This is a genomic window from Aeromonas popoffii (genome assembly GCF_000820025.1).
Classification (GTDB): domain Bacteria; phylum Pseudomonadota; class Gammaproteobacteria; order Enterobacterales; family Aeromonadaceae; genus Aeromonas; species Aeromonas popoffii.
The window spans coordinates 50,015-69,931 of record NZ_CDBI01000066.1 but is presented as its reverse complement, the minus strand read 5'-3'; the positions used below and the strand labels follow the sequence as shown (position 1 = coordinate 69,931).

The 19,917-nt window shown below is 60.5% G+C and carries 24 protein-coding genes and 5 tRNA genes; 7 read left to right on the top strand and 22 right to left on the bottom strand.

What is annotated here, in order from left to right; genetic code table 11:
* Positions 1-151: 151 nt before the first annotated feature.
* Positions 152-643 (bottom strand): prolyl-tRNA synthetase associated domain-containing protein, encoded by a 492-nt coding sequence (locus BN1129_RS14140; protein ID WP_042037354.1) that lies wholly within the window; start codon positions 641-643, stop codon positions 152-154.
* A 184-nt stretch (positions 644-827) separates the two neighbouring features.
* Between BN1129_RS14140 and BN1129_RS14135 the strand changes: the two genes are divergently transcribed.
* Positions 828-3,275 carry a DNA polymerase II gene (locus BN1129_RS14135; protein ID WP_042037353.1) on the top strand — a complete coding sequence of 816 codons (2,448 nt, stop codon included), beginning with the start codon at positions 828-830 and terminating at the stop codon, positions 3,273-3,275.
* Between the two features lie 107 nt (positions 3,276-3,382).
* Here the strand turns inward: BN1129_RS14135 and BN1129_RS14130 are convergent.
* The 7 genes from BN1129_RS14130 to BN1129_RS14100 form a co-directional block, all read right to left on the bottom strand.
* Positions 3,383-3,459: transfer RNA gene (locus BN1129_RS14130), tRNA-Val, on the bottom strand.
* A 34-nt stretch (positions 3,460-3,493) separates the two neighbouring features.
* Positions 3,494-3,570 (bottom strand) — tRNA-Val (locus tag BN1129_RS14125).
* A 63-nt stretch (positions 3,571-3,633) separates the two neighbouring features.
* Positions 3,634-3,710 (bottom strand) — tRNA-Val (locus BN1129_RS14120).
* 18 nt (positions 3,711-3,728) lie between these two features.
* Positions 3,729-3,805, bottom strand: a tRNA-Val gene (locus BN1129_RS14115).
* A gap of 12 nt (positions 3,806-3,817) precedes the next feature.
* Positions 3,818-3,894: transfer RNA gene (locus tag BN1129_RS14110), tRNA-Val, on the bottom strand.
* Positions 3,895-4,053: 159 nt separating this feature from the next.
* On the bottom strand, positions 4,054-5,433 hold the full coding sequence (locus BN1129_RS14105; RefSeq protein ID WP_042037352.1) for an MATE family efflux transporter: 1,380 nt from the start codon (positions 5,431-5,433) through the stop codon (positions 4,054-4,056).
* Between the two features lie 150 nt (positions 5,434-5,583).
* Positions 5,584-5,790 carry a YaeP family protein gene (locus BN1129_RS14100; RefSeq protein ID WP_042037351.1) on the bottom strand — a complete coding sequence of 69 codons (207 nt, stop codon included), beginning with the start codon at positions 5,788-5,790 and terminating at the stop codon, positions 5,584-5,586.
* A gap of 129 nt (positions 5,791-5,919) precedes the next feature.
* Between BN1129_RS14100 and BN1129_RS14095 the strand changes: the two genes are divergently transcribed.
* Positions 5,920-6,537, top strand: coding sequence for a riboflavin synthase (locus tag BN1129_RS14095; protein ID WP_042037350.1), 618 nt, complete (start codon positions 5,920-5,922; stop codon positions 6,535-6,537).
* A gap of 128 nt (positions 6,538-6,665) precedes the next feature.
* Here the strand turns inward: BN1129_RS14095 and BN1129_RS14090 are convergent, their stop codons facing one another.
* The 4 genes from BN1129_RS14090 to BN1129_RS14075 all read right to left on the bottom strand — a co-directional run bounded on the left by BN1129_RS14090 (position 6,666) and on the right by BN1129_RS14075 (position 9,972).
* Positions 6,666-6,869 (bottom strand): CPXCG motif-containing cysteine-rich protein, encoded by a 204-nt coding sequence (locus tag BN1129_RS14090; protein WP_042037349.1) that lies wholly within the window; start codon positions 6,867-6,869, stop codon positions 6,666-6,668.
* Positions 6,870-7,019: 150 nt separating this feature from the next.
* Positions 7,020-7,679, bottom strand: coding sequence for a hexitol phosphatase HxpB (hxpB, locus tag BN1129_RS14085; RefSeq protein WP_042037348.1), 660 nt, complete (start codon positions 7,677-7,679; stop codon positions 7,020-7,022).
* A 126-nt stretch (positions 7,680-7,805) separates the two neighbouring features.
* Complete coding sequence (purT, locus tag BN1129_RS14080; protein WP_042037347.1) at positions 7,806-8,984, bottom strand: formate-dependent phosphoribosylglycinamide formyltransferase; 1,179 nt, start codon at positions 8,982-8,984, stop codon at positions 7,806-7,808.
* Between the two features lie 97 nt (positions 8,985-9,081).
* Positions 9,082-9,972, bottom strand: coding sequence for a DMT family transporter (locus BN1129_RS14075; protein WP_042037346.1), 891 nt, complete (start codon positions 9,970-9,972; stop codon positions 9,082-9,084).
* 226 nt (positions 9,973-10,198) lie between these two features.
* Between BN1129_RS14075 and BN1129_RS14070 the strand changes: the two genes are divergently transcribed.
* Positions 10,199-10,786, top strand: a complete 588-nt coding sequence (locus BN1129_RS14070) for an FMN-dependent NADH-azoreductase (protein WP_042037345.1) — start codon at positions 10,199-10,201, stop codon at positions 10,784-10,786.
* A 118-nt stretch (positions 10,787-10,904) separates the two neighbouring features.
* Here BN1129_RS14070 and BN1129_RS14065 read toward each other — a convergent pair whose 3' ends face one another.
* The 4 genes from BN1129_RS14065 to BN1129_RS14050 all read right to left on the bottom strand — a co-directional run bounded on the left by BN1129_RS14065 (position 10,905) and on the right by BN1129_RS14050 (position 13,286).
* Entirely contained in the window at positions 10,905-11,084 is a 180-nt protein-coding gene (locus tag BN1129_RS14065) for a hypothetical protein (protein WP_042037344.1), read from the bottom strand.
* A gap of 162 nt (positions 11,085-11,246) precedes the next feature.
* Positions 11,247-11,435: a DUF4250 domain-containing protein gene (locus tag BN1129_RS14060; protein ID WP_042037343.1), complete on the bottom strand. Its 189-nt coding sequence runs from the start codon at positions 11,433-11,435 to the stop codon at positions 11,247-11,249.
* Positions 11,432-11,902 carry a MarR family winged helix-turn-helix transcriptional regulator gene (locus BN1129_RS14055; RefSeq protein ID WP_042037342.1) on the bottom strand — a complete coding sequence of 157 codons (471 nt, stop codon included), beginning with the start codon at positions 11,900-11,902 and terminating at the stop codon, positions 11,432-11,434. Before BN1129_RS14055 ends, BN1129_RS14060 begins: the two co-directional genes overlap by 4 nt.
* Positions 11,903-12,071: 169 nt before the next feature.
* Entirely contained in the window at positions 12,072-13,286 is a 1,215-nt protein-coding gene (locus BN1129_RS14050; protein WP_042037341.1) for a UPF0149 family protein, read from the bottom strand.
* 213 nt (positions 13,287-13,499) lie between these two features.
* On the opposite strand from BN1129_RS14050, the gene BN1129_RS14045 reads away from it, so the two are divergent.
* Positions 13,500-14,378, top strand: a complete 879-nt coding sequence (locus BN1129_RS14045; protein WP_042037340.1) for a CvfB family protein — start codon at positions 13,500-13,502, stop codon at positions 14,376-14,378.
* The gene (locus tag BN1129_RS14040) at positions 14,379-14,690 is read left to right on the top strand and encodes a DUF1289 domain-containing protein (protein WP_042037339.1); all 312 of its coding nucleotides are present in this window, start codon (positions 14,379-14,381) and stop codon (positions 14,688-14,690) included.
* Between the two features lie 39 nt (positions 14,691-14,729).
* Here BN1129_RS14040 and BN1129_RS14035 read toward each other — a convergent pair whose 3' ends face one another.
* From BN1129_RS14035 to minC, 6 genes are all read right to left on the bottom strand, one after another.
* The gene (locus BN1129_RS14035; RefSeq protein WP_042037338.1) at positions 14,730-15,053 is read right to left on the bottom strand and encodes an HI1450 family dsDNA-mimic protein; all 324 of its coding nucleotides are present in this window, start codon (positions 15,051-15,053) and stop codon (positions 14,730-14,732) included.
* 382 nt (positions 15,054-15,435) lie between these two features.
* The gene (gene mtgA / locus BN1129_RS14025; protein ID WP_157013414.1) at positions 15,436-16,143 is read right to left on the bottom strand and encodes a monofunctional biosynthetic peptidoglycan transglycosylase; all 708 of its coding nucleotides are present in this window, start codon (positions 16,141-16,143) and stop codon (positions 15,436-15,438) included.
* A gap of 53 nt (positions 16,144-16,196) precedes the next feature.
* Positions 16,197-16,523, bottom strand: coding sequence for an HI1450 family dsDNA-mimic protein (locus BN1129_RS14020; protein WP_041205707.1), 327 nt, complete (start codon positions 16,521-16,523; stop codon positions 16,197-16,199).
* A 194-nt stretch (positions 16,524-16,717) separates the two neighbouring features.
* Positions 16,718-16,984, bottom strand: coding sequence for a cell division topological specificity factor MinE (gene minE / locus BN1129_RS14015; protein WP_042037335.1), 267 nt, complete (start codon positions 16,982-16,984; stop codon positions 16,718-16,720).
* Between the two features lie 2 nt (positions 16,985-16,986).
* Positions 16,987-17,799, bottom strand: a complete 813-nt coding sequence (minD, locus tag BN1129_RS14010) for a septum site-determining protein MinD (protein WP_042037334.1) — start codon at positions 17,797-17,799, stop codon at positions 16,987-16,989.
* 18 nt (positions 17,800-17,817) lie between these two features.
* Positions 17,818-18,534 carry a septum site-determining protein MinC gene (gene minC / locus BN1129_RS14005; RefSeq protein ID WP_042037333.1) on the bottom strand — a complete coding sequence of 239 codons (717 nt, stop codon included), beginning with the start codon at positions 18,532-18,534 and terminating at the stop codon, positions 17,818-17,820.
* 107 nt (positions 18,535-18,641) lie between these two features.
* Between minC and BN1129_RS14000 the strand changes: the two genes are divergently transcribed.
* Together BN1129_RS14000 and BN1129_RS13995 are read left to right on the top strand one after the other, a co-directional pair.
* Positions 18,642-18,920: a YcgL domain-containing protein gene (locus BN1129_RS14000; protein ID WP_042037332.1), complete on the top strand. Its 279-nt coding sequence runs from the start codon at positions 18,642-18,644 to the stop codon at positions 18,918-18,920.
* A complete protein-coding gene (locus BN1129_RS13995; RefSeq protein ID WP_042037331.1) occupies positions 18,920-19,879 on the top strand; it encodes a lytic murein transglycosylase in 960 nt (319 codons plus the stop codon). Before BN1129_RS14000 ends, BN1129_RS13995 begins: the two co-directional genes overlap by 1 nt.
* Positions 19,880-19,917: the final 38 nt, after the last annotated feature.

Below are 19,917 nucleotides of genomic sequence, written 5' to 3'. Positions count from 1 at the left end.
GTGCCGGATGACAAGATGCATCCCGCTCATTATCAATGGCTTGAGCGGCTGTAGTCCGATAGCGGCCACAACCGGATCGATGGCGGCAGCTGATTCGATTCATCAAGGACTCGAGACGGGGGGCGTCGATCGCGCTACTGATCTGAGTGGGTCAGGTTGGCTGCACCGGCAGTGCCATGACGGAGGCCTCCCGGCCCAGGTGGGCGAGCAGGCGGCGCACATCGTCCAGCGTGATGATGAGGGTGGCGGTGTTGACCAGCGGGTGGCACTGCACCTGTTCGGCATGCCAGATGGTTTGGTCCACCACCAGCGTCACCGCCTGTTCTGTGTCGCGCACCATGGCGAGCAGGGTGACGGCGCCGGGGGTGAGGCCGAGCACCGCATTGAGCCGCTCGGGGGAGCCAAAGCTCAGCCGCTTGACCCCGAGCGCCATGGCCAGCGCCTTGAGATCGACCCGACTCTCCTCCGGCGCCACCACCAAAAACAGCCGTTCACTTTTCGGGTCGCGCAAGAACAGGTTCTTGGTCCTGGCGGCGGGCAGATCGGGCAGCAGTGTGCTCGCCTCCTCACAGGTGAAGACGGGGGCATGGTCGATGCGCTGGTAGGAAATGGTCAGCCGGTCCAGCAGGGAATAGAGTGTCACCAGGGCTCCTTGTAGTAGGCAAATAGGCGCAGGGAACGGGCCGTTATCACTGGGCTCCCGGCGCATGGGCAGAGGGTCGAGCTTACCAGCTTGGCGCCTGCCGCGCAGCCTGGTGTGGCGATTGCGGCCAGGCACTGTATGAACGTACAATAGTCTCATCCCAAGGCCGACCTCTTTATCCTGAATGACTGCGACCCAGCCCACTGTGACTGTCACCTCTCCTGCCACGCCTCCTCGCGACGGTTTCATCCTGACCCGTCATGGCCGGGACGTACGTGACCGTGCCGGGCAAGGGGGGCGCACCGAGATAGTGATGTGGCTCTGGAGCGCGCTGGGGCCGGTGCGGCTGGTGGTGCCGGGGCAAGAGCCCGTGTTCTTCCTGCCACAGAGCCACATGCAGGAGGCGGCCGAGCTGTTCAAGGGGGCTGGGGTGAGCGGGCGATTTCGCCGTCTGCCCATGCACACCTTCGACGGGCGTGCCGTGGTGGGCTGCTATTTTTCCACCCTGAGCGCCTTTCACCGCGCCATCGAGCTGCTGCTCATTCGCGGGCTGGAGCACTTCGAGGCGGATATCCGGCTGCCGGAGCGTTTCCTGATGGAGCGCTTCATCACCGCCGGGGTGCGTTTTGGCGGCCATGCCCTGCAGAAGGGGGGCAAGCGTTGCTACTGGGAGGTGAACGAGGCGCGCTGCGCCCCGCAGGCGGTGACGCCGAGCCTCTCCTGGGTGTCGCTGGACGTGGAGTGTGCCATGGACGGGGCCCTCTTCTCGGTAGGGCTCTATAGCCGTGAGGATGCGCGGGTCATCATGATTGGCGCCCCCGAAGCCGGTGCCGAGGCGTGGGAGACCCGCATCGAGTGGGTGGCGGATGAAAATGGCCTGCTGAGCGCGCTGGAAACCTGGTTCAGCCAGCACGACCCCGATCTGGTGATCGGCTGGAACGTGGTCAATTTCGACTTTCGCCTGCTGCTGCGCCGCGCCGAGCTCAACAAGCGGCGGCTGCGGCTCGGGCGGGGGCGCGAACTCTGCTTCTGGCGCTCATCGCGTAACGATCCCCAGACCGGCAACGTCATCATCCCGGGCCGCATGGTGCTCGACGGCATCGATACCCTCAAAAGCGCCACCTGGCAGTTTGCCAGTTACAGCCTGGATGCAGTGGCAAGCGAGCTGCTCGGCCGTGGCAAGGATATCGAGGATGTGGCCAATCGGGGAGAGAAGATCACCGAACTGTTCCACTCCGACAAGGAGGCGCTCGCCCGCTACAACCTGGAAGATTGCAGGCTGGTGTGGGAGATCTTCGACTACTGCCACCTGATCCCCTTTGCCATCGAGCGGGCCTCTCTCACCGGGCTTGAGCTGGACAGGGTGGGGGGATCGGTGGCGGCCTTCACCAACCTCTACCTGCCGCGGCTCCATCGCGGCGGCTACGTGGCGCCCAATCTGCCTGCCGATGGCGGGCTCGCGAGCCCCGGCGGCTATGTGATGGACTCCAAACCCGGTCTCTATCGTCACGTGCTGGTGCTCGATTTCAAGAGCCTCTATCCCAGCATCATCCGCACCTTCTGCATCGATCCCATGGGGTTGATAGAAGGGTTGCAGCACCCGGACGAGGCCATTCCCGGCTTTCGCGGCGCCCTGTTTTCCCGTACTCGCCACTTTCTGCCGGATCTTATCGCCACCCTGTGGGCGGCGCGGGACAGGGCCAAGGCAGCCAGCAACAAGGCGCTCTCCCAGGCTATCAAGATCATCATGAACTCCTTTTACGGCGTACTGGGCTCGGGTGGCTGTCGTTTCTATGACCCCAGGCTTGCCTCTTCCATCACCTTGCGCGGCCACAGCATCATGCAGCAGACCCGGGAGTGGATAGAAGCGCAGGGGTTTGAGGTGATCTACGGTGACACCGATTCCACCTTCGTCCACCTGGGGAGGGAGACAAGCCCGCAGCAGGCGGATGAAATTGGCCATGAGCTGGCCCGAATGATCAACGACAACTGGAGTGCGCTGATCAAGCGTGAATTCGACCTGCCGAGCCATTTGGAGATCCAGTACGAGACCCACTATCGTCGCTTCTTGATGCCCACCATTCGCGGGTTGGAGAAGGGGAGCAAGAAGCGCTACGCCGGCCTGGTTGGAAAACAGGAAGAGGGGCGAGGTGAGGAGGAGCACCTGGTGTTCAAGGGGTTGGAATCGGTGCGCACCGACTGGACCATGCTGGCCAAGCAATTCCAGACCCGGCTCTACGAGCTGGTGTTTCACGATGAGGACCCCAGCGGTTATGTGCGCACCATAGTGGATCAGACCCGGGCTGGCCTGCACGATGATCTGCTTATCTACCGCAAGCGACTGCGCCAGAAGCTCGAAGAGTATCAGAAGAATGTGCCGCCCCATGTGCGGGCGGCGCGGCTGGCCGACGAGGAGAACCTGCGCCGCGGTCAGCCCCAGCGTTATCAGCACAGGGGCACCATCGCCTATCTGATGACGCTGGGCGGCCCGGAGCCGCTGGAATACAGACGCAGCGCCATCGATTACGAGCACTACATCGACAAGCAGCTAAGGCCCATCGCCGACGCTATACTGCCCTTCATCGGCGAGTCATTCGACCGGATCTGCGGCCAGCAGCTGGATCTCTTCTAGCGACGTCGCACCTGCAACCAGGGGCGGGGCTGTGTCAGGATGGCGGGGAAGCTGTGGCAGTAAAGCAGAATGCAAAAAGCCCGCTCGATGAGCGGGCTTTTCTAATCTGGTGCGTCCTAGTGGATTCGAACCACCGACCCCCACCATGTCAAGGTGATGCTCTAACCAGCTGAGCTAAGGACGCAGGGTGCGCGATGCGGCTTTTCATTTGCGAGAAGTGGTGGGTTTAATTGGATTCGAACCAACGACCCCTACCATGTCAAGGTAGTGCTCTAACCAACTGAGCTATAAACCCACATCAGGCAACTTTTTCTATTCGCATGAGGTTCAACCTGAAGGAGGTCAACTCACGGGAATATGGTGCGTCCTAGTGGATTCGAACCACCGACCCCCACCATGTCAAGGTGATGCTCTAACCAGCTGAGCTAAGGACGCATACTCGGTATTCTGTGATGGTGCGTCCTAGTGGATTCGAACCACCGACCCCCACCATGTCAAGGTGGTGCTCTAACCAGCTGAGCTAAGGACGCATCACAGAAAAGTGGTGGGTTTAATTGGATTCGAACCAACGACCCCTACCATGTCAAGGTAGTGCTCTAACCAACTGAGCTATAAACCCACTTCATTGTTTCTTCACTACGCCAGCACTGCTGACGTGGTCGGCATACTACCCATGCCCCCCAAGGCTGTCAACAGGCCGCACGCACAAAGGAGACTGTTTGCCCAGTTCTTGCGCAGCCTGTTGATTTTGCAGGCGAGTTGTCGCTTCCACGCCCTGTTACTGGGCCCGCGACAAGGTAGTGCAGGCCTCCGGGGTGGCAAAACGACCGTAGATGTAGCGCAATCTCGCCCCCAGCATCAGGGCGGCACTGGTGAGGCCGACGATAAAGCCGATCCAGAAGCCCTGCGGCCCCATCCGCGGTACCAGCCAGTCGGTCAGACCCAGGATCATGCCGGTCGGCAGCCCCAGTCCCCAGTAGGCGACGATGGTGATGTAGAAGATCGCCTGGGTATCCTTGTACCCGCGCAGTGCCGCGGCCGCCACCACTTGCACCGAATCGGAGAGCTGGTAGATGGCTGCGAAGAACAGCAAGGTGGCCGCCAGGGCGATCACCTGCAGGTCATCGGTATAGATGGAGGCGATTTGCTCCCGTAGTAGCACGGTAACCGCCGCGGTGAGCACAGCGACAGTCATGCCCAGCAGAATACCGGTACGGGCTGCCACCCGGGCGTGATGGGGTTGGCCTTCCCCTATGCTGTGGCCGACCCGGATGGTGACACCCACCCCGATGGAGAGGGGCAGCATAAACACCAGGCTGGAGAAGTTGAGCGCAATCTGGTGGCTCGCTACCGTCTCTGCACCGAACGGGGCCAGTATCAAGGCCACCACGGTAAACAGGGTCACTTCGCAGAAAATGGCCATGGCGATGGGGAAGCCGAGACGAAACAGGCGCCAGATCCGGCTGCCGTTGGGGCGTGCAAGCTGGGCAAACAAGTTGATCTTCTTGAAGTGGGGGGAGAGCTTCACGTAGACGATCATTGCCAGCAGCATGGCCCACAGCACGATGGCGGTGGCCACACCGCAGCCGACGCCGCCGAGCTTGGGCATACCGAAGTGACCGTGAATGAAAATGTAATTGGCGGGAATATTGACCGCCAGCCCGACAAAGCCGATCACCATGGTTGGCATGGTGTGGGAGAGCCCCTCACTGAAGTTGCGCAGCACCTGGAACATCACGAAGGCGGGCAGGCCCCACAAAATGGCGTGCAGGTAGCCGGCAGTCTTGGCAGCCATGACCGGATCCACGTCCATGAAGTGCAGCGCCAGCGGACTGAAATAGAGCGCCACCATGGCGATGGGGGTCACCATCAGGGCCAGCCAGAAACCCTGGTGCACGGCCGGGCGGATCTCGTCCCGTTTACGGGCGCCGTTGAGCTGGGAAACGATGGGGGTGAGCGCCATGATGATGCCCTGCACCAGCAAGATGATCGGCAACCAGAAGCTGGAGGCAACCGACACAGCCGCCAGATCCACGGCACTGACCTGTCCCGCCATCACGGTATCGACAAAGTTCATGGCGATCTGGGCCACCTGGGCCACCAGAATGGGGCTGGCTAAACGAACGAGCTGCCTCGCCTCGGACAAGTAACGTTGCACTGACACCTCCGAGTGGATCAGATAAAAAGAGAAAGAGCGGATAACGGATGGGCTTTTGCCTCCCCACTGCGGGGAGACAACATGCGGGGGGGCATTCTAGCCTGAAAATCAACCATCGCGAAACGGTTGAGCCATGGCTTTGTAGCGGGTTCAGGCGTCTTCGTGATCGCTGATCAGCAGATTGGCGGCGGCATAGGCGGCTTGCTCGCGCAGGTCGGCTGGCACCCGCTCGTCAGAGGCCACGGCGTTGAGCGCCCTGATGGTCGCGGCGATGGCCTGCGGCACATAGCCCTGATCACCTGAGCCGATCTGGTTATAGGCGATGCGAATGGCCTCACAACATTGATATACCTGCATTTCTTTTCCTCGTTAACCCGAATGTAAACGCCGCCACTATAGCGATCGAGGGCTGGCTTGTCAGCTGGTGCGCTTGTCAGTGCCGCAACGCGGGGTTAACCTGCCTTTTTTCGTAGCAGGAGACGAGACATGTTCACCGGCATAGTGCAGGGGACCGCCGAACTGGTGGCCATTGAAGAGCAGCCCAACTTTCGCATCCACGTGATCCGTATGCCAAGCCGGGTTTGGGGCGAGGGGTTGGCGCTCGGCGCCTCTGTGGCCCATAACGGCTGTTGCCTGACGGTTACCCGGGTGGAAGGGGATCTGGTCAGCTTCGATCTGATGCAGGAAACCTTGCGTTTGACCAACCTCGGTCAGTTGCAAACGGGGGACAAGGTCAACGTGGAGCGGGCGGCCCGCTTTGGTGACGAGATTGGCGGCCATGCTATGTCTGGCCACATCATGGGCACGGCTGAGGTGATCTCCGTCATCGACACCCCCAACAACCGTCAGGTGTGGTATCGCCTGGCCCCCGAGTTGATGAAATATGTGCTGACCAAGGGTTACATCGGTATCGACGGCATCAGCCTGACCGTGGGGGAGGTGCGTGAGAACACATTTTGCGTCAACCTGATCCCGGAGACCCTGGCCCGTACCAACCTGGGCTGGGTCAAAGCGGGCTGGCACACCAATATCGAGATCGATCCCCAGACCCAGGCCATCGTCGATACCGTGGAGCGGGTGCTGGCAGCGCGCCAGCCGGGGTGATCTGCCAGGTTTTGCTCGCTTCTGGCGACTTGCCATAGAAAAGGGCCTGCATCCTGCAGGCCCTTTGTGATCCCTTGTTCGCGTTCGCTCGCAGTCAAAACCGCGTGACTGTTTTTTGTGATTCGCAGTCAGAACAGCTGCTCGTCGTCGGCATCCACAAACAGCTGCAGGCAGTCGCGGGCCTCATCCCGGTGCAGCCGCAGGTGGATGGGGTTGCAACAGGCCATGCAATCTTCGTAGAACTCCTGATCCCCCTGGCTGGCATCCAGCTCGACCCGGGTGTGGTGGCCACAGTGGGGGCAGACGATACTCTTGCTGGTGTACTCGATCATAGTGACCTCCTGGGGCCGAGTGGCCGCCTATCTTCCCTGATTCTAGTCGGCCAAGAGGGGGTTAACCGCGAGCAAGTGCACGTTTATGACCAAGATCAAAGGGGGTGCTGCAGGCTTTCTGGCCCATGCGCCCCAGGCTCGCGCGCGCGTTCACGCGACCCAGCTGGCCAGCATGTCGGCATCCAGTTCGGCCAGCGAGCTTAGCTGGTAGTTGGCGATGGCCAGACGCGGATCGCCCACCAGGGCGGGATCCGGCACGATGAGCGCTTTCATGGAGGCCGCCTTGGCCGCCAGCAGGCCGGTAAAGCTGTCTTCAATGGCCAGACAGTGCACAGGTTCGACGCCGAGCTTCTCGGCCGCGTGGATATAGACATCCGGGTGCGGCTTGCCGAATCGCTCCACCTCGGCGGAGTGAACCGCCATAAAGCGATCACGGATGCCGAGCTTGCCGAGTACTGCCTCCACCATAGCGAACGGGGAGGAGGTGGCCAGACCCACTTTCAGCCCGCGCGCTTCGATAAGGTCGAGCGCGTCCAGCACACCCGCCTTGGCCTGACCTTCGCTCAGAATGAGGGCATTGACCCGATCCAGGATGCGCTGCACCACCTCTTCCTGGCTGGGGCCCACCCAGGGGCGGAGCCGATACCAGTGTGCCACCAGCTGATCGATGCGCACGCCTATGGTCGATTCACAATCCTCGACGGTGTGGGGGTGACCTAGTTCGGAGAAAACGGCCATCTGGGCCTGTTGCCAAAAGGGTTCCGAGTCGATCAGAACACCATCCATATCGAAGATCACCGCAGCTAGCATCTTGTACTCCTGACAAATTTGAAGAGGGGATTATAAGCCTGACGGGAAAATGCAAAAGGGGCAGTGCCATGCCCCTTGCGCCCGATCACTCGGCAAACGTTTGTTTTACGGTGGCAAAAAAAGCCCTTAGAACATCACCTCGACCTTGGCGGCCACGGCTTTGGCTTTTTCCACCGCAGCCGGGCAATCCTCTGCGCGGGCCAGCGCCACGCCGAGACGGCGGCGACCGGCGATCTCCGGCTTGCCAAACAGCCGCAGCTGGGCACCCGGTACCAGCGCCAATGCCTCGCCAATCCCCTGATAGCGGATATTCTGGCTGTGCCCGTCGCGTAGCACCACGGCAGAGGCGCTCGGCCCGTACTGGGTGATGGTGCCGACCGGCAGCCCCAGAATGGCGCGTACGTGCAGGGCGAATTCGGAGAGATCCTGAGAAATCAGGGTCACCATGCCGGTGTCGTGGGGGCGGGGGGAGACTTCGCTGAACCACACCTCATCGCCCCTGATAAAGAGCTCGACCCCGAACAGGCCATAGCCGCCCAGCGCCTCGACCACCTTGGCGGCGACCTCTTTGGAGCGAGCCAGCGCCAGTTCGCTCATCACCTGCGGCTGCCAGGATTCGCGGTAGTCGCCATCTTCCTGACGGTGGCCGATCGGCTCGCAGAAGTGAATGCCATCGACGGCGCGTACCGTGAGCAGGGTGATTTCGTACTCGAAAGGAACGAACCCTTCGACAATCACCTTGCCACGACCGGCGCGGCCACCCTCCTGGGCATAGGTCCAGCTCTCATCCAGCTTGGCGAGATCGCGCAAGACGCTCTGCCCCTTGCCAGATGAACTCATTACTGGCTTTATCACACAGGGCAGGCCGATGGCCTCAACGGCGGCGACAAACTCCTCCTTGCTCTGGGCAAAACGGTAGGGGGAGGTGGGCAGACCCAGGGTCTCGGCGGCGAGGCGGCGGATCCCTTCCCGGTTCATGGTGAGCTGGGTGGCGCGGGCATTGGGCACTACCTTGACCCCTTCTTGCTCAAGGGCGGCCAGGGTATCGGTGGCAATCGCTTCAATCTCGGGGATGATGAGGTCGGGTTTGATCTCGGCGACCAGCTCGCGCAGGGCGGCGCCATCGAGCATATCCAGCACCCGGGCGGCATGGGCTACTTGCATGGCGGGGGCATTGGGGTAGCGGTCGGCGGCGATCACTTCGATCCCGAACCGTTGCAACTCGATGGCGACCTCCTTGCCGAGTTCGCCGGAGCCCAGCAGCAGGGCACGGGTGGCGCCGGGGCGGGTTGCGGTTCCAAACATACGATCTCTCCTGATGTCGATGGTCACTGTTGATGGCCGCTATTGCACACTTGATTGCGGGAATAGCGGGCAAAAAAAGAGGCACGCATGGCGTACCTCAGGAAACGGGTTTGTGAGCGCGCTGCTCCAGATGGGTCAGCAAGGTAATGGCGCCAATGATGATGGCGGCGCCCAGCCACAGACGGCCGGGGGGCGCCCAGCCAAAGACCAGCCAGCCTGCCAGCACGTTCATCGGCAGCTTGGCAAAATCGAAAGGCTGCACGAAGGAGGCTTCCGCCACGCTGTAGGCGCGAGCGATGGACATGTGCGCGAGTGCCGACAGAATGCCCGCTGCCGCCAGCAGCAGCCATTGTGGCTCGGTGGGCCACTGCCACTCTGGCAGCGCCAGCATGGCGTTGAACGGGGTACTGAAGATAAGCAGGTAGACCACGATAGTGTGGGATGATTCGTTGGCCGCCTGATAGCGTACCAGCAGGGAGTAGCCCGCCCAGAACAGCGCCGCCGCCACCGGCAGCAGGGAGGCCCAGCTGAAATCGTCAGCCCAGGGGGCGAGGATCAGCATGGCGCCGGCAAAGCCCGCCAGAGTGGCCAGAATACGGGCCCGGCTCACCTGCTCCTTGAGCAGCAGGGCGGAGCCCAAGGTGGCAAACAGCGGCGAGGTCATCAGCAGGGCGATCCCCTGCCAGATGGGAACGGGCACCGCCAGTGCCCACAGCCAGAGCTGGATGCCGATCACCGCCAGCAACACCCGCAGCAGGTGCAACCGGAACTGATTGGTCATCAGGGATTGGCGCAGGCCGTGACGAACCAGCCAGGGCAACAGGCAGATCAGGGCGATCAGGTATTGATGGAAGGCGACCTGGGTAGAGGCAAGGCCGAGTGTGAAGCTGACATACTGGCTCAGGCTGTTGACGGCGGCGAAGCAGAGTCCTGCCACCATCATCCAGACTGCACCGGCCAGAGGAGAGTGCCTGCGTGAGGGTATCATGGGATCCGGGTCGCTGGAAAAAAGTGCGGCGGATCATAACGGCAATCGTTTGTTCTGCCAAGGGTTGAAGCGCGGTCGCGGGGCTGGCTGGCGAGGAAGTGGCCTTGCATCAAAAATTTTGAATAAGTTGAGCATCTATTTTCGCTATCAGCAAATAAGCACAATGTTTAGAGTGACCTCCATCGACAGCCAAGCTGTTCAACCGACAATCAAATGGAGTTTCACCATGGCCAATATCCTCGTACTCAAATCCAGCATCCTGGGTCAATATTCCCAATCCAACGCCCTGATCGACGGCTTCCTTGCCCAGCATCAGAGCGATACCGTGACCGTGCGGGATCTGGCCGCCCTCAACCTGCCGGTGCTGGATGGCGAGCTAGCCTCCGGTCTGCGCGGTGGTGACAACCTCAATGCGCGCCAGCTGGCGGTGATCGCCCAGTCCGACGAGCTGATCGCCGAACTCAAAGCGAGCGATCTGGTGGTGATTGCGGCCCCCATGTACAACTTCAATATCCCGACCCAGCTGAAAAACTGGATCGATCTGGTGGCTCGCGCTGGCGTTACTTTTCGCTATACCGAAACCGGTCCGGTCGGTCTGGTAGAGAACACCCGTGCCCTGGTGATAAGCCCCCGCGGCGGCATGCACGTCGGCAGCGCCACCGATCTGGTGACACCTTACATGCGTACCCTGCTCGGTTTCATCGGCATCAAAGAGGTGGATTTCATCTACGCCGAGGGGATGGGGATGGGCCCGGATGCACAAGCCAAAGGCATGGCGCAGGCCAAGGGGCAGCTGGAAACTCTGGCACTCTGATCAAAAGACTGACCATGGCGCACCCGCCATGTCAAACCAAACAACGCAGCCCTCGGGCTGCGTTGTTTGGTTTGGTGCGGGCGAAGAGACATGGTTCAACAGGGGCAGAGGGCGCGAGTCAATCCCGAATGAAGCGGCGGCAGCCACTGCCCACCATCAGGCACACGGCGACCAGGGAGCCCAGTAACAGCGTGCTGAGCCACTGTTCGGCGCTGTCGGGCAGGCGGGGGTAAAACAGGCTGATGATGAGCAGGCTACAGAGGGTGATCAGGCTGGTCTGTCGGGTCAGGAGCATCATGGGTCGTCCTTGGCTAGCGGTCGCGAGTGAAAGGCTAACCACCGAGTATGACAGCTTGATGTATCCATACATGTCGCTGGGTGTCATTGCACGGGGCAACCATCAACATATCAGCTTTTACCGCCAGAGCCAGTGCCGTTGGCCGGATTGTGATCCGGATCCCTATCTGAACTGTTTCTGATCCGGCCGGTAGTGGAAATCGCCGCTGGCAAGCCTGGCGACCAAGACCTCCTGGTCGATCTCCTGTGCCTTGCAGAGATCATCCAGATCATCAAAACGATCACGCAGCTGCATGTTGACAAGGCTCAGCAGCATGTTGATGTCCATGGTGGCGACGTTATTCAGGTTCATGACGTGTGCTCGTTATCCAGCAGATGGAGCTGTTCGATGGCGTCGCTGACGCTTTGCAGGTGCAGGCGAATGGTCTGGCGCGCTTCGGTGGGCAGATAGTCGGTGAGGGTATGCTGCCAGCTGCCCGCTTCGGTCTTGAGTTGCTGGAACAAGGTGAGCCCGGCCTGGGTGAGTGACACCAGACTGACCCGCTTGTCCTGTTCGCTGCTTTCGGTAAACAGGATCCCCTTCTCCACCAGGCGGTGGATTTCGCGGGAGATCCGCACCTTGTCCATCCCGCTTGCCTCTACCAGCTCTTTCTGGCTAATGGGGTAGTTGGGGCCGAGCACCATCATCAGGCGCCACTGGGGCACCGTTAGCTGATAGCGCTGCTGGTAAAACTGCTCAAAGGTATCGCGTACCATTTCGGCGGCGTGAACCAGCTGATAGGGGGGGTAGTGCGCAAGCAGCTCTATGATCTTTGACATATGACATCCTGCTGTGACGGCTGCATCGGGTGCAGTTTCTCTTGATACTTTGACCTTGATGATACGTAACACAAGGACATTTGTCTGAACAAGCACCAGAGAAATGTGCGGTTGCGCACGTCATCCGCCGCAACCGGGTCTGTTCGAGGCTGGTTTTGCCTCGGGCTGGTCAGCCTTTACGCAGCCAGATCAAGGCGTTGTGCTTGAGCCAAGCCTCGCGGCTCTGCAACGTGTAGCGCGCCGCCTCATCGCGACTGCCTGCCTGCCAGCTTTGGGGCTCCTGCTTGGGCAGCTTGCGCTGACCCAGCAGACAGGCCGGCACGTGGGCATTGGCCTTGATGGCCGCATCCAGCTGTGGCAGCGCCGCCTCGGGGCCATCACAGACAAATGCCATCAACGCCCTGTTGTAGAGCAGCCAGCTGGAGGCCTCGTCGAAGCGGACCAGCAAGGCGCGCAGGGCGCTCCAATCCCCTTGCAGGGCATAGAGACTGGAGAGGGTATAACGGCAACCCAGCTCATCGGCGATGCACAGGTCGAGCAGCGCCAGATACTCCTGGCGAGCCTGCTCCAGCTGGCCGAGGCGCAACAGGCAATCGGCCCGGCCGGCCCTGGCGGCGAGCAGGGGGCGGGCCTCGTAGGCACGCCAGCTGTGGCCAGCCATCTGTTGCCAGAAGGCGTCGTCGAACAGGGGCTCGGCATCGACAATCACCTTGTCAAACCAGCGAAGGCGAGCCTGGGGATCGCGGCAGGCATCGGCCAGTTCGAACCACTGTTGCCACTGCTCGGCCTGCTTGCTGTCGAGGGCTGCCTGAGCGTCGGGCACTGCCTGATACTCATCCAGCTGCAGCAGCTGATTGAGCGCCGTCTTCATGTTCTGACGCTGGCGTTTGCAAAATTCCATGAAGGACAGCTCGCTGCCAGCCGCCACGTGCAGCATCTGGGCCATGGGCTTGTCGCGAAACAGGCTGAGTTCGGCGGCCAGACTGAAGCGGTACTGGGTGGTAGGATCGTTCAGATCCTTCGGCTTGGGCCAGCAGGCAAACCCCTGGCTGAAACCGTAACACCACTGGCCAAGGGGGTGGCTCTGCGCAAACACCTGCTCCGGGCTGTCGGTAGGGAGGCGGCACTGGCTTGGCAAGGCGAGCTGGGCCACGTCAGCCTGTGCTTCCAGCTCGGCGATCAGGTGGTGCAATGCCTCGGCACTCTTCTCATCCAGCTCGGCATCCTGTTCCAGCAGTCCCGCCAGCGGGGCTTGCCAGTCAGGGGCATCCGGTCCCACCAGACGGGCACACAGAAAACCGTGCAGCGCCGGGTAGGTCATGTCCTGCCCACTGTGGGTCTGGATCCATTGATTGAGATGACGGGTACGAGTGGATGGATTCATCGACAGTTCCTCTGGATTTTAACAGCGGCGCAGTCTACCAAAAAGTGGGGTTATTTGCAGCCAAGCCCTGGCTGACTGGCGATGATATCGCCACAAGCCGAGCTGGCTACCCCGAAAATCGTGTGGGAGAAGGGCAAGGGGACTAGGCCCGGTTACCGCTCTTGAGGTAACATGCGCGCCCATACGGGCAATGAAATATTGGCCATCCGGATAATGAAAGAAGAGATCACCATGTTACAGATTGGCAAGATGAACACCCTCACCGTAATCGAGCTAGAAGACAGGGGCGCCTGGCTTGCGGCCGACGAATATGGCGAGCTGCTGCTGCCCAAGCGTCAGCTGCCGGAAGGCGTGGCCGAGGATGACGGTGTGGAAGTCTTTCTCTATCTGGATGCCGACTGTGAGCCGGTGATCACTACCGACAAGCCCTTTGCCATGGTGGGCGACATAGTCGGCCTCAAGGTGGTCAATGCCAACAAGATCGGGGCCTTCCTCGACTGGGGCATGAAAAAGGATTTGTTTGTGCCGACTCGTGAGCAGAACAAACCCATGCAGGTGGGCCACGTCTATCTGGTGCACCTGATGCTCGACAACGAGGGGCGCATGGTGGGCACCAGCCGGCTGGAACGTTTCCTGCGCACTGATCAGCCTCCCTTCAAGGCTGGCGACGAGGTGACGGCGCTGCCGGGCGAACACACTCCGCTTGGCATCAAGGCTGTCGTCAACGGTGAATACTCCGGCATGCTGTTCAAGAACGAGGTGTTTGGCCGGGTGATGACAGGTCGACCGCTGACCGCCTGGGTCAAGCAGGTTCGTGATGATGGCAAACTGGACTTGACCCTGCAAAAGCCGGGAATGGATCGGATGGACGACGCCGGTGGCCGGATCCTGACCCGGCTGATGAAGCAGGGTGGCAGCCTGGCCGTGGGCGACAAGAGTGAACCCGAGCTCATCTACAAGATGTTCAACATGAGCAAGGGCACCTTCAAGAAGGCCATCGGCGGTCTCTACAAGCAGGGTAAGATTGTCATCGAAGACAACTGCATCACGCTGGTCGAGGCAGAGACCGCAGCGTCGCCGGACGGCGAATAAGTGCCGAGTCCCTGTATCGGCCAGTGTCAGGCCAGGGATGGGCTCTGTCTCGGCTGTGGTCGTACCCTGACCGAGATAGGGCACTGGTCGGCCATGGAGAGCGACGCCCAGCTGGCGGTGATGGCAGAGCTGGATGGGTCAAAAAGCACCCATGTGTGCCCTGGCTGTGGCGAACCGGCGTTTTGCGCCGTCTCGGCCGGTCAGACCATAGATCAGTGCTGGTGCAGCCAGCTGCCTGCCTTGCCGATGCAGCAGGCCAGCACCTGCTGGTGTCGACGCTGTCTGGCCAAGGCCATAGCGGCGCAGGCTTAGCGGAGAACAAAAACAAGAAAGGCGCCCATGGCGCCTTTTTTATGCCTGTTGCTGGCGGTGCCAGCGCACATGAACATGGTGCTCGTTCAGATAACGGGGCAGCAGGAAGGTGGCATAGATCACCTCAAACTCATCCTGATGGTCCAGCAAGCCAACCCACACTTCGACCCAGCGCTCCATGTCGACCGGTACACCGAGTTCGGTTGACCAGTCTCCGTTGGGCAGAGTCGCCTCGACGGCGCCACGCTGTTCGAACTCCAGAGTGATGTCGACGATTTGTTCGGCGGCCAGCATGTCTGCGGCCTGCTCAAGAAACTGATCATAGGCCCATTCGACCAGCTGATCCGGGGTACGCTGTTCCATGAAATCACTCCAGATACATCGAGGTTCGCTACTGTAGCAAGTATTGACGGTGGCGGCCAGACCAGTGCGGATGGCCGCTTGTTGCCTATCCAACGAAGCGGACAGGAGGTATGGTTGACGAGGTGGTTAATCTGGGCTGGCTGAGCCTGGTCCGTGTTCACAGGAGTGAGAACATGAAGCGACGGGTGCGGCGACAGCAGATCAAGCGACGGCGGGAGGCCTGGTGGTGGCACTATCTACCGCTGCACCAGGGCACGGTTGGCGGTCATTTGGGCCCGCCGGCCGAGACCTCCCCGCCGAACGCTGACTGACCTTCTGTGGCCGGGGAGCGTGAGGGGGTCGAGCCCATAGGTTTGAGGTGCGCCTACCGGGCCCGAATGCCTTAGTCGGCCTGATGCACCCTGTTGAGGGTGACCTGGCCCAGCTGCCCCATCTGGCGGCGGATCCAGGCCGAACGCTGCTGCACATAGGGGGAGGGCGGCTTGACCCGATAGCGCCAGGGATTGGGCAGGACGGCGGCCAGCAGGGAGGCTTCATAGCGGGTCAGGCGGGCGGCCGGTTTGCCAAAATAGTGCCTGGCGGCGGCTTCGGCGCCATAGATGCCGGGACCGAACTCCACGATATTGAGATAGACCTCGAGGATGCGGGACTTGTCCCAGCCCAGCTCCATCAGCAGGGTGAACCAGGCCTCGATCCCCTTGCGCAAGAAGCTGCGATCGCTCCACATGAAGAGATTCTTGGCCGTCTGCTGGCTGAGGGTGCTGGCGCCCCGCACCCGCTCGCTGCGCTGGTTGTGCTTGAGTGCCGAGCTGATGGCATTCATGTCGAAGCCGTTATGGTCTGGGAAGCGCTGATCCTCGGCGGCGATCACCGCCAGCTGCAGCTCCCGCGAAATGCGCTCGAGCGGCACCCAGTCGTGCTTGACCTCGGCCACCTTGGCGGGCGGAAACAGGGCCCGCTCGATGCGCCATGACCACATGAGGGGATCGATGAAGCGCAGCAGTGCCACCGAGACGATGGAGCTGACCAGCGCTGCCAGCAGCAGCCTGCCAAGCCAGCTCAGCAGGCGTCGCCCCAGTGCGGGTCGCACGGGCTCGGGCTCGTTCTCCCAGATGTAGTGGCGCGGATCATCGGGATCCGGAATTATTGGGGCAGCCATTCGATGTGGCAGAACTTCTCGTCAACACGGCGGGAGAGCAGCATGCGGGCAAACAGGTGCTCATACTCTTGCTCGGCATTGCCAAGCCCGACCCAGATCTCGGCGTACTCGGCATCGCTCACCGCAAAACCCACATCCGCTTCCCAGTCATCGGCCGGATCGGTTTCCGCCAGCAGACCCCGATCGTTGAACGCCTGGTTGAACAGGGCTATCTCCTGCTCCGGCAGGTTGTCGGAGGCCAGCTCCATGAAGAGTTCGAGGGCGGTGTCGAGCAGTTCCTCGACGCTGTGCATTTCGTCGTTCAAAGACATTGGTCTGTTCCAGATAATAAAAAAAGAAGCCCCGCCGGCGATGCCGGACGGTGGCGCGCGCTATTCTAGCTGGCCCCTTCTCCCTTGGCGAGATCTGGCTCCGCGAGCTGGTCCCATTTGTGACAATAAAAAACCGGATCCTGGTACAGGATCCGGTCTTCATTGAGGGAAGGGGTCACGCATGGGGCGTCAGCTCATCCCTTCTTGTCATCGGCGAAGGTGATGTTGAGCTCCAGCACCGACAGCTCATCACTCTTCTTGTCCAGCTGGACCGTGATCTTGTCAGGGTCTATCTGCACATATTTGCGGATCACCTCGAGCAGGTCCTGTTTGAGCTGGGGCAGGTAATCCGGCCCCCCTCTGGATGAACGCTCGTGCGCGACTATGATCTGCAACCGCTCTTTGGCCAGTTGTGCGGTGTTTTGTTTCTTGTTGGAACGAAAATAATCCAATAGTGACATGTTTAACTCCCGAACAGTCGGCTAAAGAAGCCCTTCTTTTCTTCTTCCAGAAAACGAAAATCCTTGGTGTCGCCCAGCAGACGGGCAACGGCATCCTCATAGGCCTGACCGGCATCGGACTCCTTGTCCAGGATGACCGGCTCCCCCGAGTTGGAGGCGCGCAGTACAGCCTGGGACTCCGGGATCACCCCAAGCAGCTTGATAGCCAGGATCTCTTGTACATCCTGCACGCTCAGCATGTCGCCACGGCTGACGCGGGTCGGGCAGTAGCGAGTGAGCAGTAGGTGTTCCTTGATCGGGTCTTCGCCGCGCTCGGCACGACGGGACTTGGAGGCCAGGATGCCGAGGATGCGATCCGAGTCACGCACGGAAGAGACTTCCGGGTTGGTGGTGACGATCGCCTCGTCGGCAAAGTAGAGCGCCATCAAGGCACCCGCTTCGATCCCGGCTGGCGAGTCGCAGACGATGTAATCGAACTTCATCTCCGCCAGCTGATCCAGGATCTTCTCGACCCCTTCACGGGTCAGGGCGTCCTTGTCCCGGGTCTGGGAGGCAGGCAGGATGAACAGATTTTCGCAGCGTTTGTCCTTGATGAGGGCCTGATTGAGGTTGGCCTCACCGTTGATCACATTGACGAAGTCATACACCACGCGCCGCTCGCAGCCCATGATGAGATCCAGATTTCTCAGGCCAATGTCAAAATCGATGACCACCGTCTTGTGGCCACGCTGAGCCAAACCTGTGCTCAGGGCCGCGCTGGTTGTGGTCTTGCCAACGCCACCTTTACCCGATGTAACGACTATGATTCGCGCCATTCTCGCTTCCTTGTAACTCTATTTGATATGGTCTATTCGGAGTTGTTCGTTATCCAGCCGGACATGTACCGGCTGTTGTATCAGGCCGGCCGGCAGTGCATCGCTCAGTTGAAACGTGCCTGCGATGGATAGCAGCTCGGCCTGTAATTGCTGGCAATATATCCGTGCCTGGGTGTTGCCCTTGGCACCGGCTATGGCCCTGCCGCGCAGGGTGCCATAGATATGAATGCTGTCATCGGCGATGACTTCGGCTCCCGGGCTCACCGAGCCCAGTATCACCAGCGAGGTGCCGGCAGCATAGAGCTGCTGGCCGGATCGCACCGGGCCCACGTGTACCTTGCTCGGCACCAGAGGCGCCGGGGTGGCGGTTACCTCGACCACGGGCGCCGGGATGGGGGTTTTTTCCGGCGGATGCTCGGCCTTGCGGCTCTTGCCAGAGGCCATCACCGCCAGCCCCGCCGCCTTGGCGGCCGTCTTCATCGCCTCATTTTGTGTCCCCGTGATCCCGACCAGCACGAAATCCTCAGACTCCACCAGCTCCTTAAGCTGTTCGAAGTCGGGAATATCCGCAAGCCGTTCCACATTGATGACGAGGGGAGCACAATTAAAAAACAGGGGTGCCTGGGCGACCTTTGCCGCCAGCAACTGGCGGATCCGCTCAGGCTTGCCATCGCTGATATGCAACACAGAAATAGTGAAGGTGGTCCCTTTCAATTCGTTATCGCGCTCAACCATGAATCTTCCCCGAGACAGAGACGGTAATCCGTTATTGTTATTCAATTCCTGATGTTATAGTTTGCCACCATCAGAGGCAATAAACCCGTCGGATTATATCAATTTCCATGTTATGTGCAGTCTATAAAAGTCGCAAAAAAGCCGAGACCTATCTTTTTGTTGAAAGAAGAGAGGATTTTTCCCGTGTACCCGAGGTGCTGATGAGGACATTTGGTCGCCCTGAGCTGGTATTGATGACCAAGCTGGACCCAGCCAGGCCCTTGGGGATTGCTTCGACCAGCCGGGTGATGGCGGCGCTGACAAGCCAGGGCTTCTATCTGCAGGTGCCACCGCCGCCGGAAAATCTGCTGGAACAGCACAAGGCACAATTAAAGGCCTCGCGCTGATGAAGTGTCGGCTGGCTCTGTTATTATTCAGCGGGCTGTTAAGTGCCCCGTTGCAGGCCAGCCCCGATTTTTACGCCTATGTGGCTGGACTCAAACAGCAGGCCCTGGCCGCCGGTATCAAGCCCGAAACGGTAGCCGCTGCCTTTGCCAATATTCGGGTCATCGAGCCCGCCATCAAACACGATAAAAACCAGCCAGAATTTAAACTGACACTGGACAGCTATATTCCACGCGCGGTTCCGCAATGGAAAGTCAATCAGGCCAAGGCCCTATATCGTCAGCATTTGCCGCTGCTCACAAAAATAGGGGCAGAATATGACGTGCAGTCCCGTTTTATTGTCGCCTTGTGGGGCATAGAAACCAATTTCGGTAAATTGACCGGCACCTATCCGCTGATCTCCTCGCTGGCAACCCTGGCCTGGGATGGTCGGCGGGAGGACTTTTTCAAGGGGCAACTGCTGGATGCCCTGCGCATCATAGAGCAGGGGCATGTGACCCCATCCGCCTTCAAGGGCTCCTGGGCCGGTGCCATGGGGCAGGTGCAGTTCATGCCATCTTCCTTCCTCAAGTACGCGGTCGATCAGGATGGGGATGGCAAGAAGGACTTGTGGGGCAATCTCGCGGATGTGTTTGGTTCGGCAGCCAATTATCTGCAGCAGAATGGTTGGCACGGCGATGAAACCTGGGGGCGTCAGGTCAAGTTGCCAGAGGGGCTGGATCCCGCCTTGCTCGGGCTGGAGCAGACCCGGCAGCTGTCGGCGTGGCAGGCTCTCGGCGTTCGTCAGCTTGATGGTTCACCCTTGCCCGGGGTCGAGATGCAGGCCTCTCTGGTGCGCCCCGATGATGCCAAGGGCCGCGCCTATCTGGCTTATCCCAACTATCTGGTGTTGCGCCACTGGAATCGCTCCCACTATTTCGTGGTGGCGGTGGGCACCCTGGCCGATCGCCTCGTGGAATAATCGGTGCAGACCCGGACGATTCAGGTGGCGTGTGGAAC

Excerpts from the sequence above, each read along its gene's own strand:
- BN1129_RS14135 (WP_042037353.1), top strand. The coding sequence starts at position 828 with ATGACTGCGACCCAGCCCACTGTGACTGTCACCTCTCCTGCCACGCCT.
- BN1129_RS13995 (WP_042037331.1), top strand. The coding sequence starts at position 18,920 with ATGAAGTGTCGGCTGGCTCTGTTATTATTCAGCGGGCTGTTAAGTGCC.
- BN1129_RS14100 (WP_042037351.1), bottom strand. The coding sequence starts at position 5,790 with ATGCAGGTATATCAATGTTGTGAGGCCATTCGCATCGCCTATAACCAG.
- hxpB (WP_042037348.1), bottom strand. The coding sequence starts at position 7,679 with ATGCTAGCTGCGGTGATCTTCGATATGGATGGTGTTCTGATCGACTCG.
- BN1129_RS14090 (WP_042037349.1), bottom strand. The coding sequence starts at position 6,869 with ATGATCGAGTACACCAGCAAGAGTATCGTCTGCCCCCACTGTGGCCAC.
- BN1129_RS14035 (WP_042037338.1), bottom strand. The coding sequence starts at position 15,053 with ATGGAACAGCGTACCCCGGATCAGCTGGTCGAATGGGCCTATGATCAG.
- BN1129_RS14095 (WP_042037350.1), top strand. The coding sequence starts at position 5,920 with ATGTTCACCGGCATAGTGCAGGGGACCGCCGAACTGGTGGCCATTGAA.
- BN1129_RS14060 (WP_042037343.1), bottom strand. The coding sequence starts at position 11,435 with ATGAACCTGAATAACGTCGCCACCATGGACATCAACATGCTGCTGAGC.
- minE (WP_042037335.1), bottom strand. The coding sequence starts at position 16,984 with ATGTCACTATTGGATTATTTTCGTTCCAACAAGAAACAAAACACCGCA.
- BN1129_RS14020 (WP_041205707.1), bottom strand. The coding sequence starts at position 16,523 with ATGTCTTTGAACGACGAAATGCACAGCGTCGAGGAACTGCTCGACACC.
- minD (WP_042037334.1), bottom strand. The coding sequence starts at position 17,799 with ATGGCGCGAATCATAGTCGTTACATCGGGTAAAGGTGGCGTTGGCAAG.
- BN1129_RS14070 (WP_042037345.1), top strand. The coding sequence starts at position 10,199 with ATGGCCAATATCCTCGTACTCAAATCCAGCATCCTGGGTCAATATTCC.
- minC (WP_042037333.1), bottom strand. The coding sequence starts at position 18,534 with ATGGTTGAGCGCGATAACGAATTGAAAGGGACCACCTTCACTATTTCT.
- BN1129_RS14050 (WP_042037341.1), bottom strand. The coding sequence starts at position 13,286 with ATGAATCCATCCACTCGTACCCGTCATCTCAATCAATGGATCCAGACC.
- BN1129_RS14075 (WP_042037346.1), bottom strand. The coding sequence starts at position 9,972 with ATGATACCCTCACGCAGGCACTCTCCTCTGGCCGGTGCAGTCTGGATG.
- BN1129_RS14055 (WP_042037342.1), bottom strand. The coding sequence starts at position 11,902 with ATGTCAAAGATCATAGAGCTGCTTGCGCACTACCCCCCCTATCAGCTG.
- BN1129_RS14065 (WP_042037344.1), bottom strand. The coding sequence starts at position 11,084 with ATGATGCTCCTGACCCGACAGACCAGCCTGATCACCCTCTGTAGCCTG.
- BN1129_RS14000 (WP_042037332.1), top strand. The coding sequence starts at position 18,642 with ATGTTATGTGCAGTCTATAAAAGTCGCAAAAAAGCCGAGACCTATCTT.
- BN1129_RS14045 (WP_042037340.1), top strand. The coding sequence starts at position 13,500 with ATGAAAGAAGAGATCACCATGTTACAGATTGGCAAGATGAACACCCTC.
- purT (WP_042037347.1), bottom strand. The coding sequence starts at position 8,984 with ATGTTTGGAACCGCAACCCGCCCCGGCGCCACCCGTGCCCTGCTGCTG.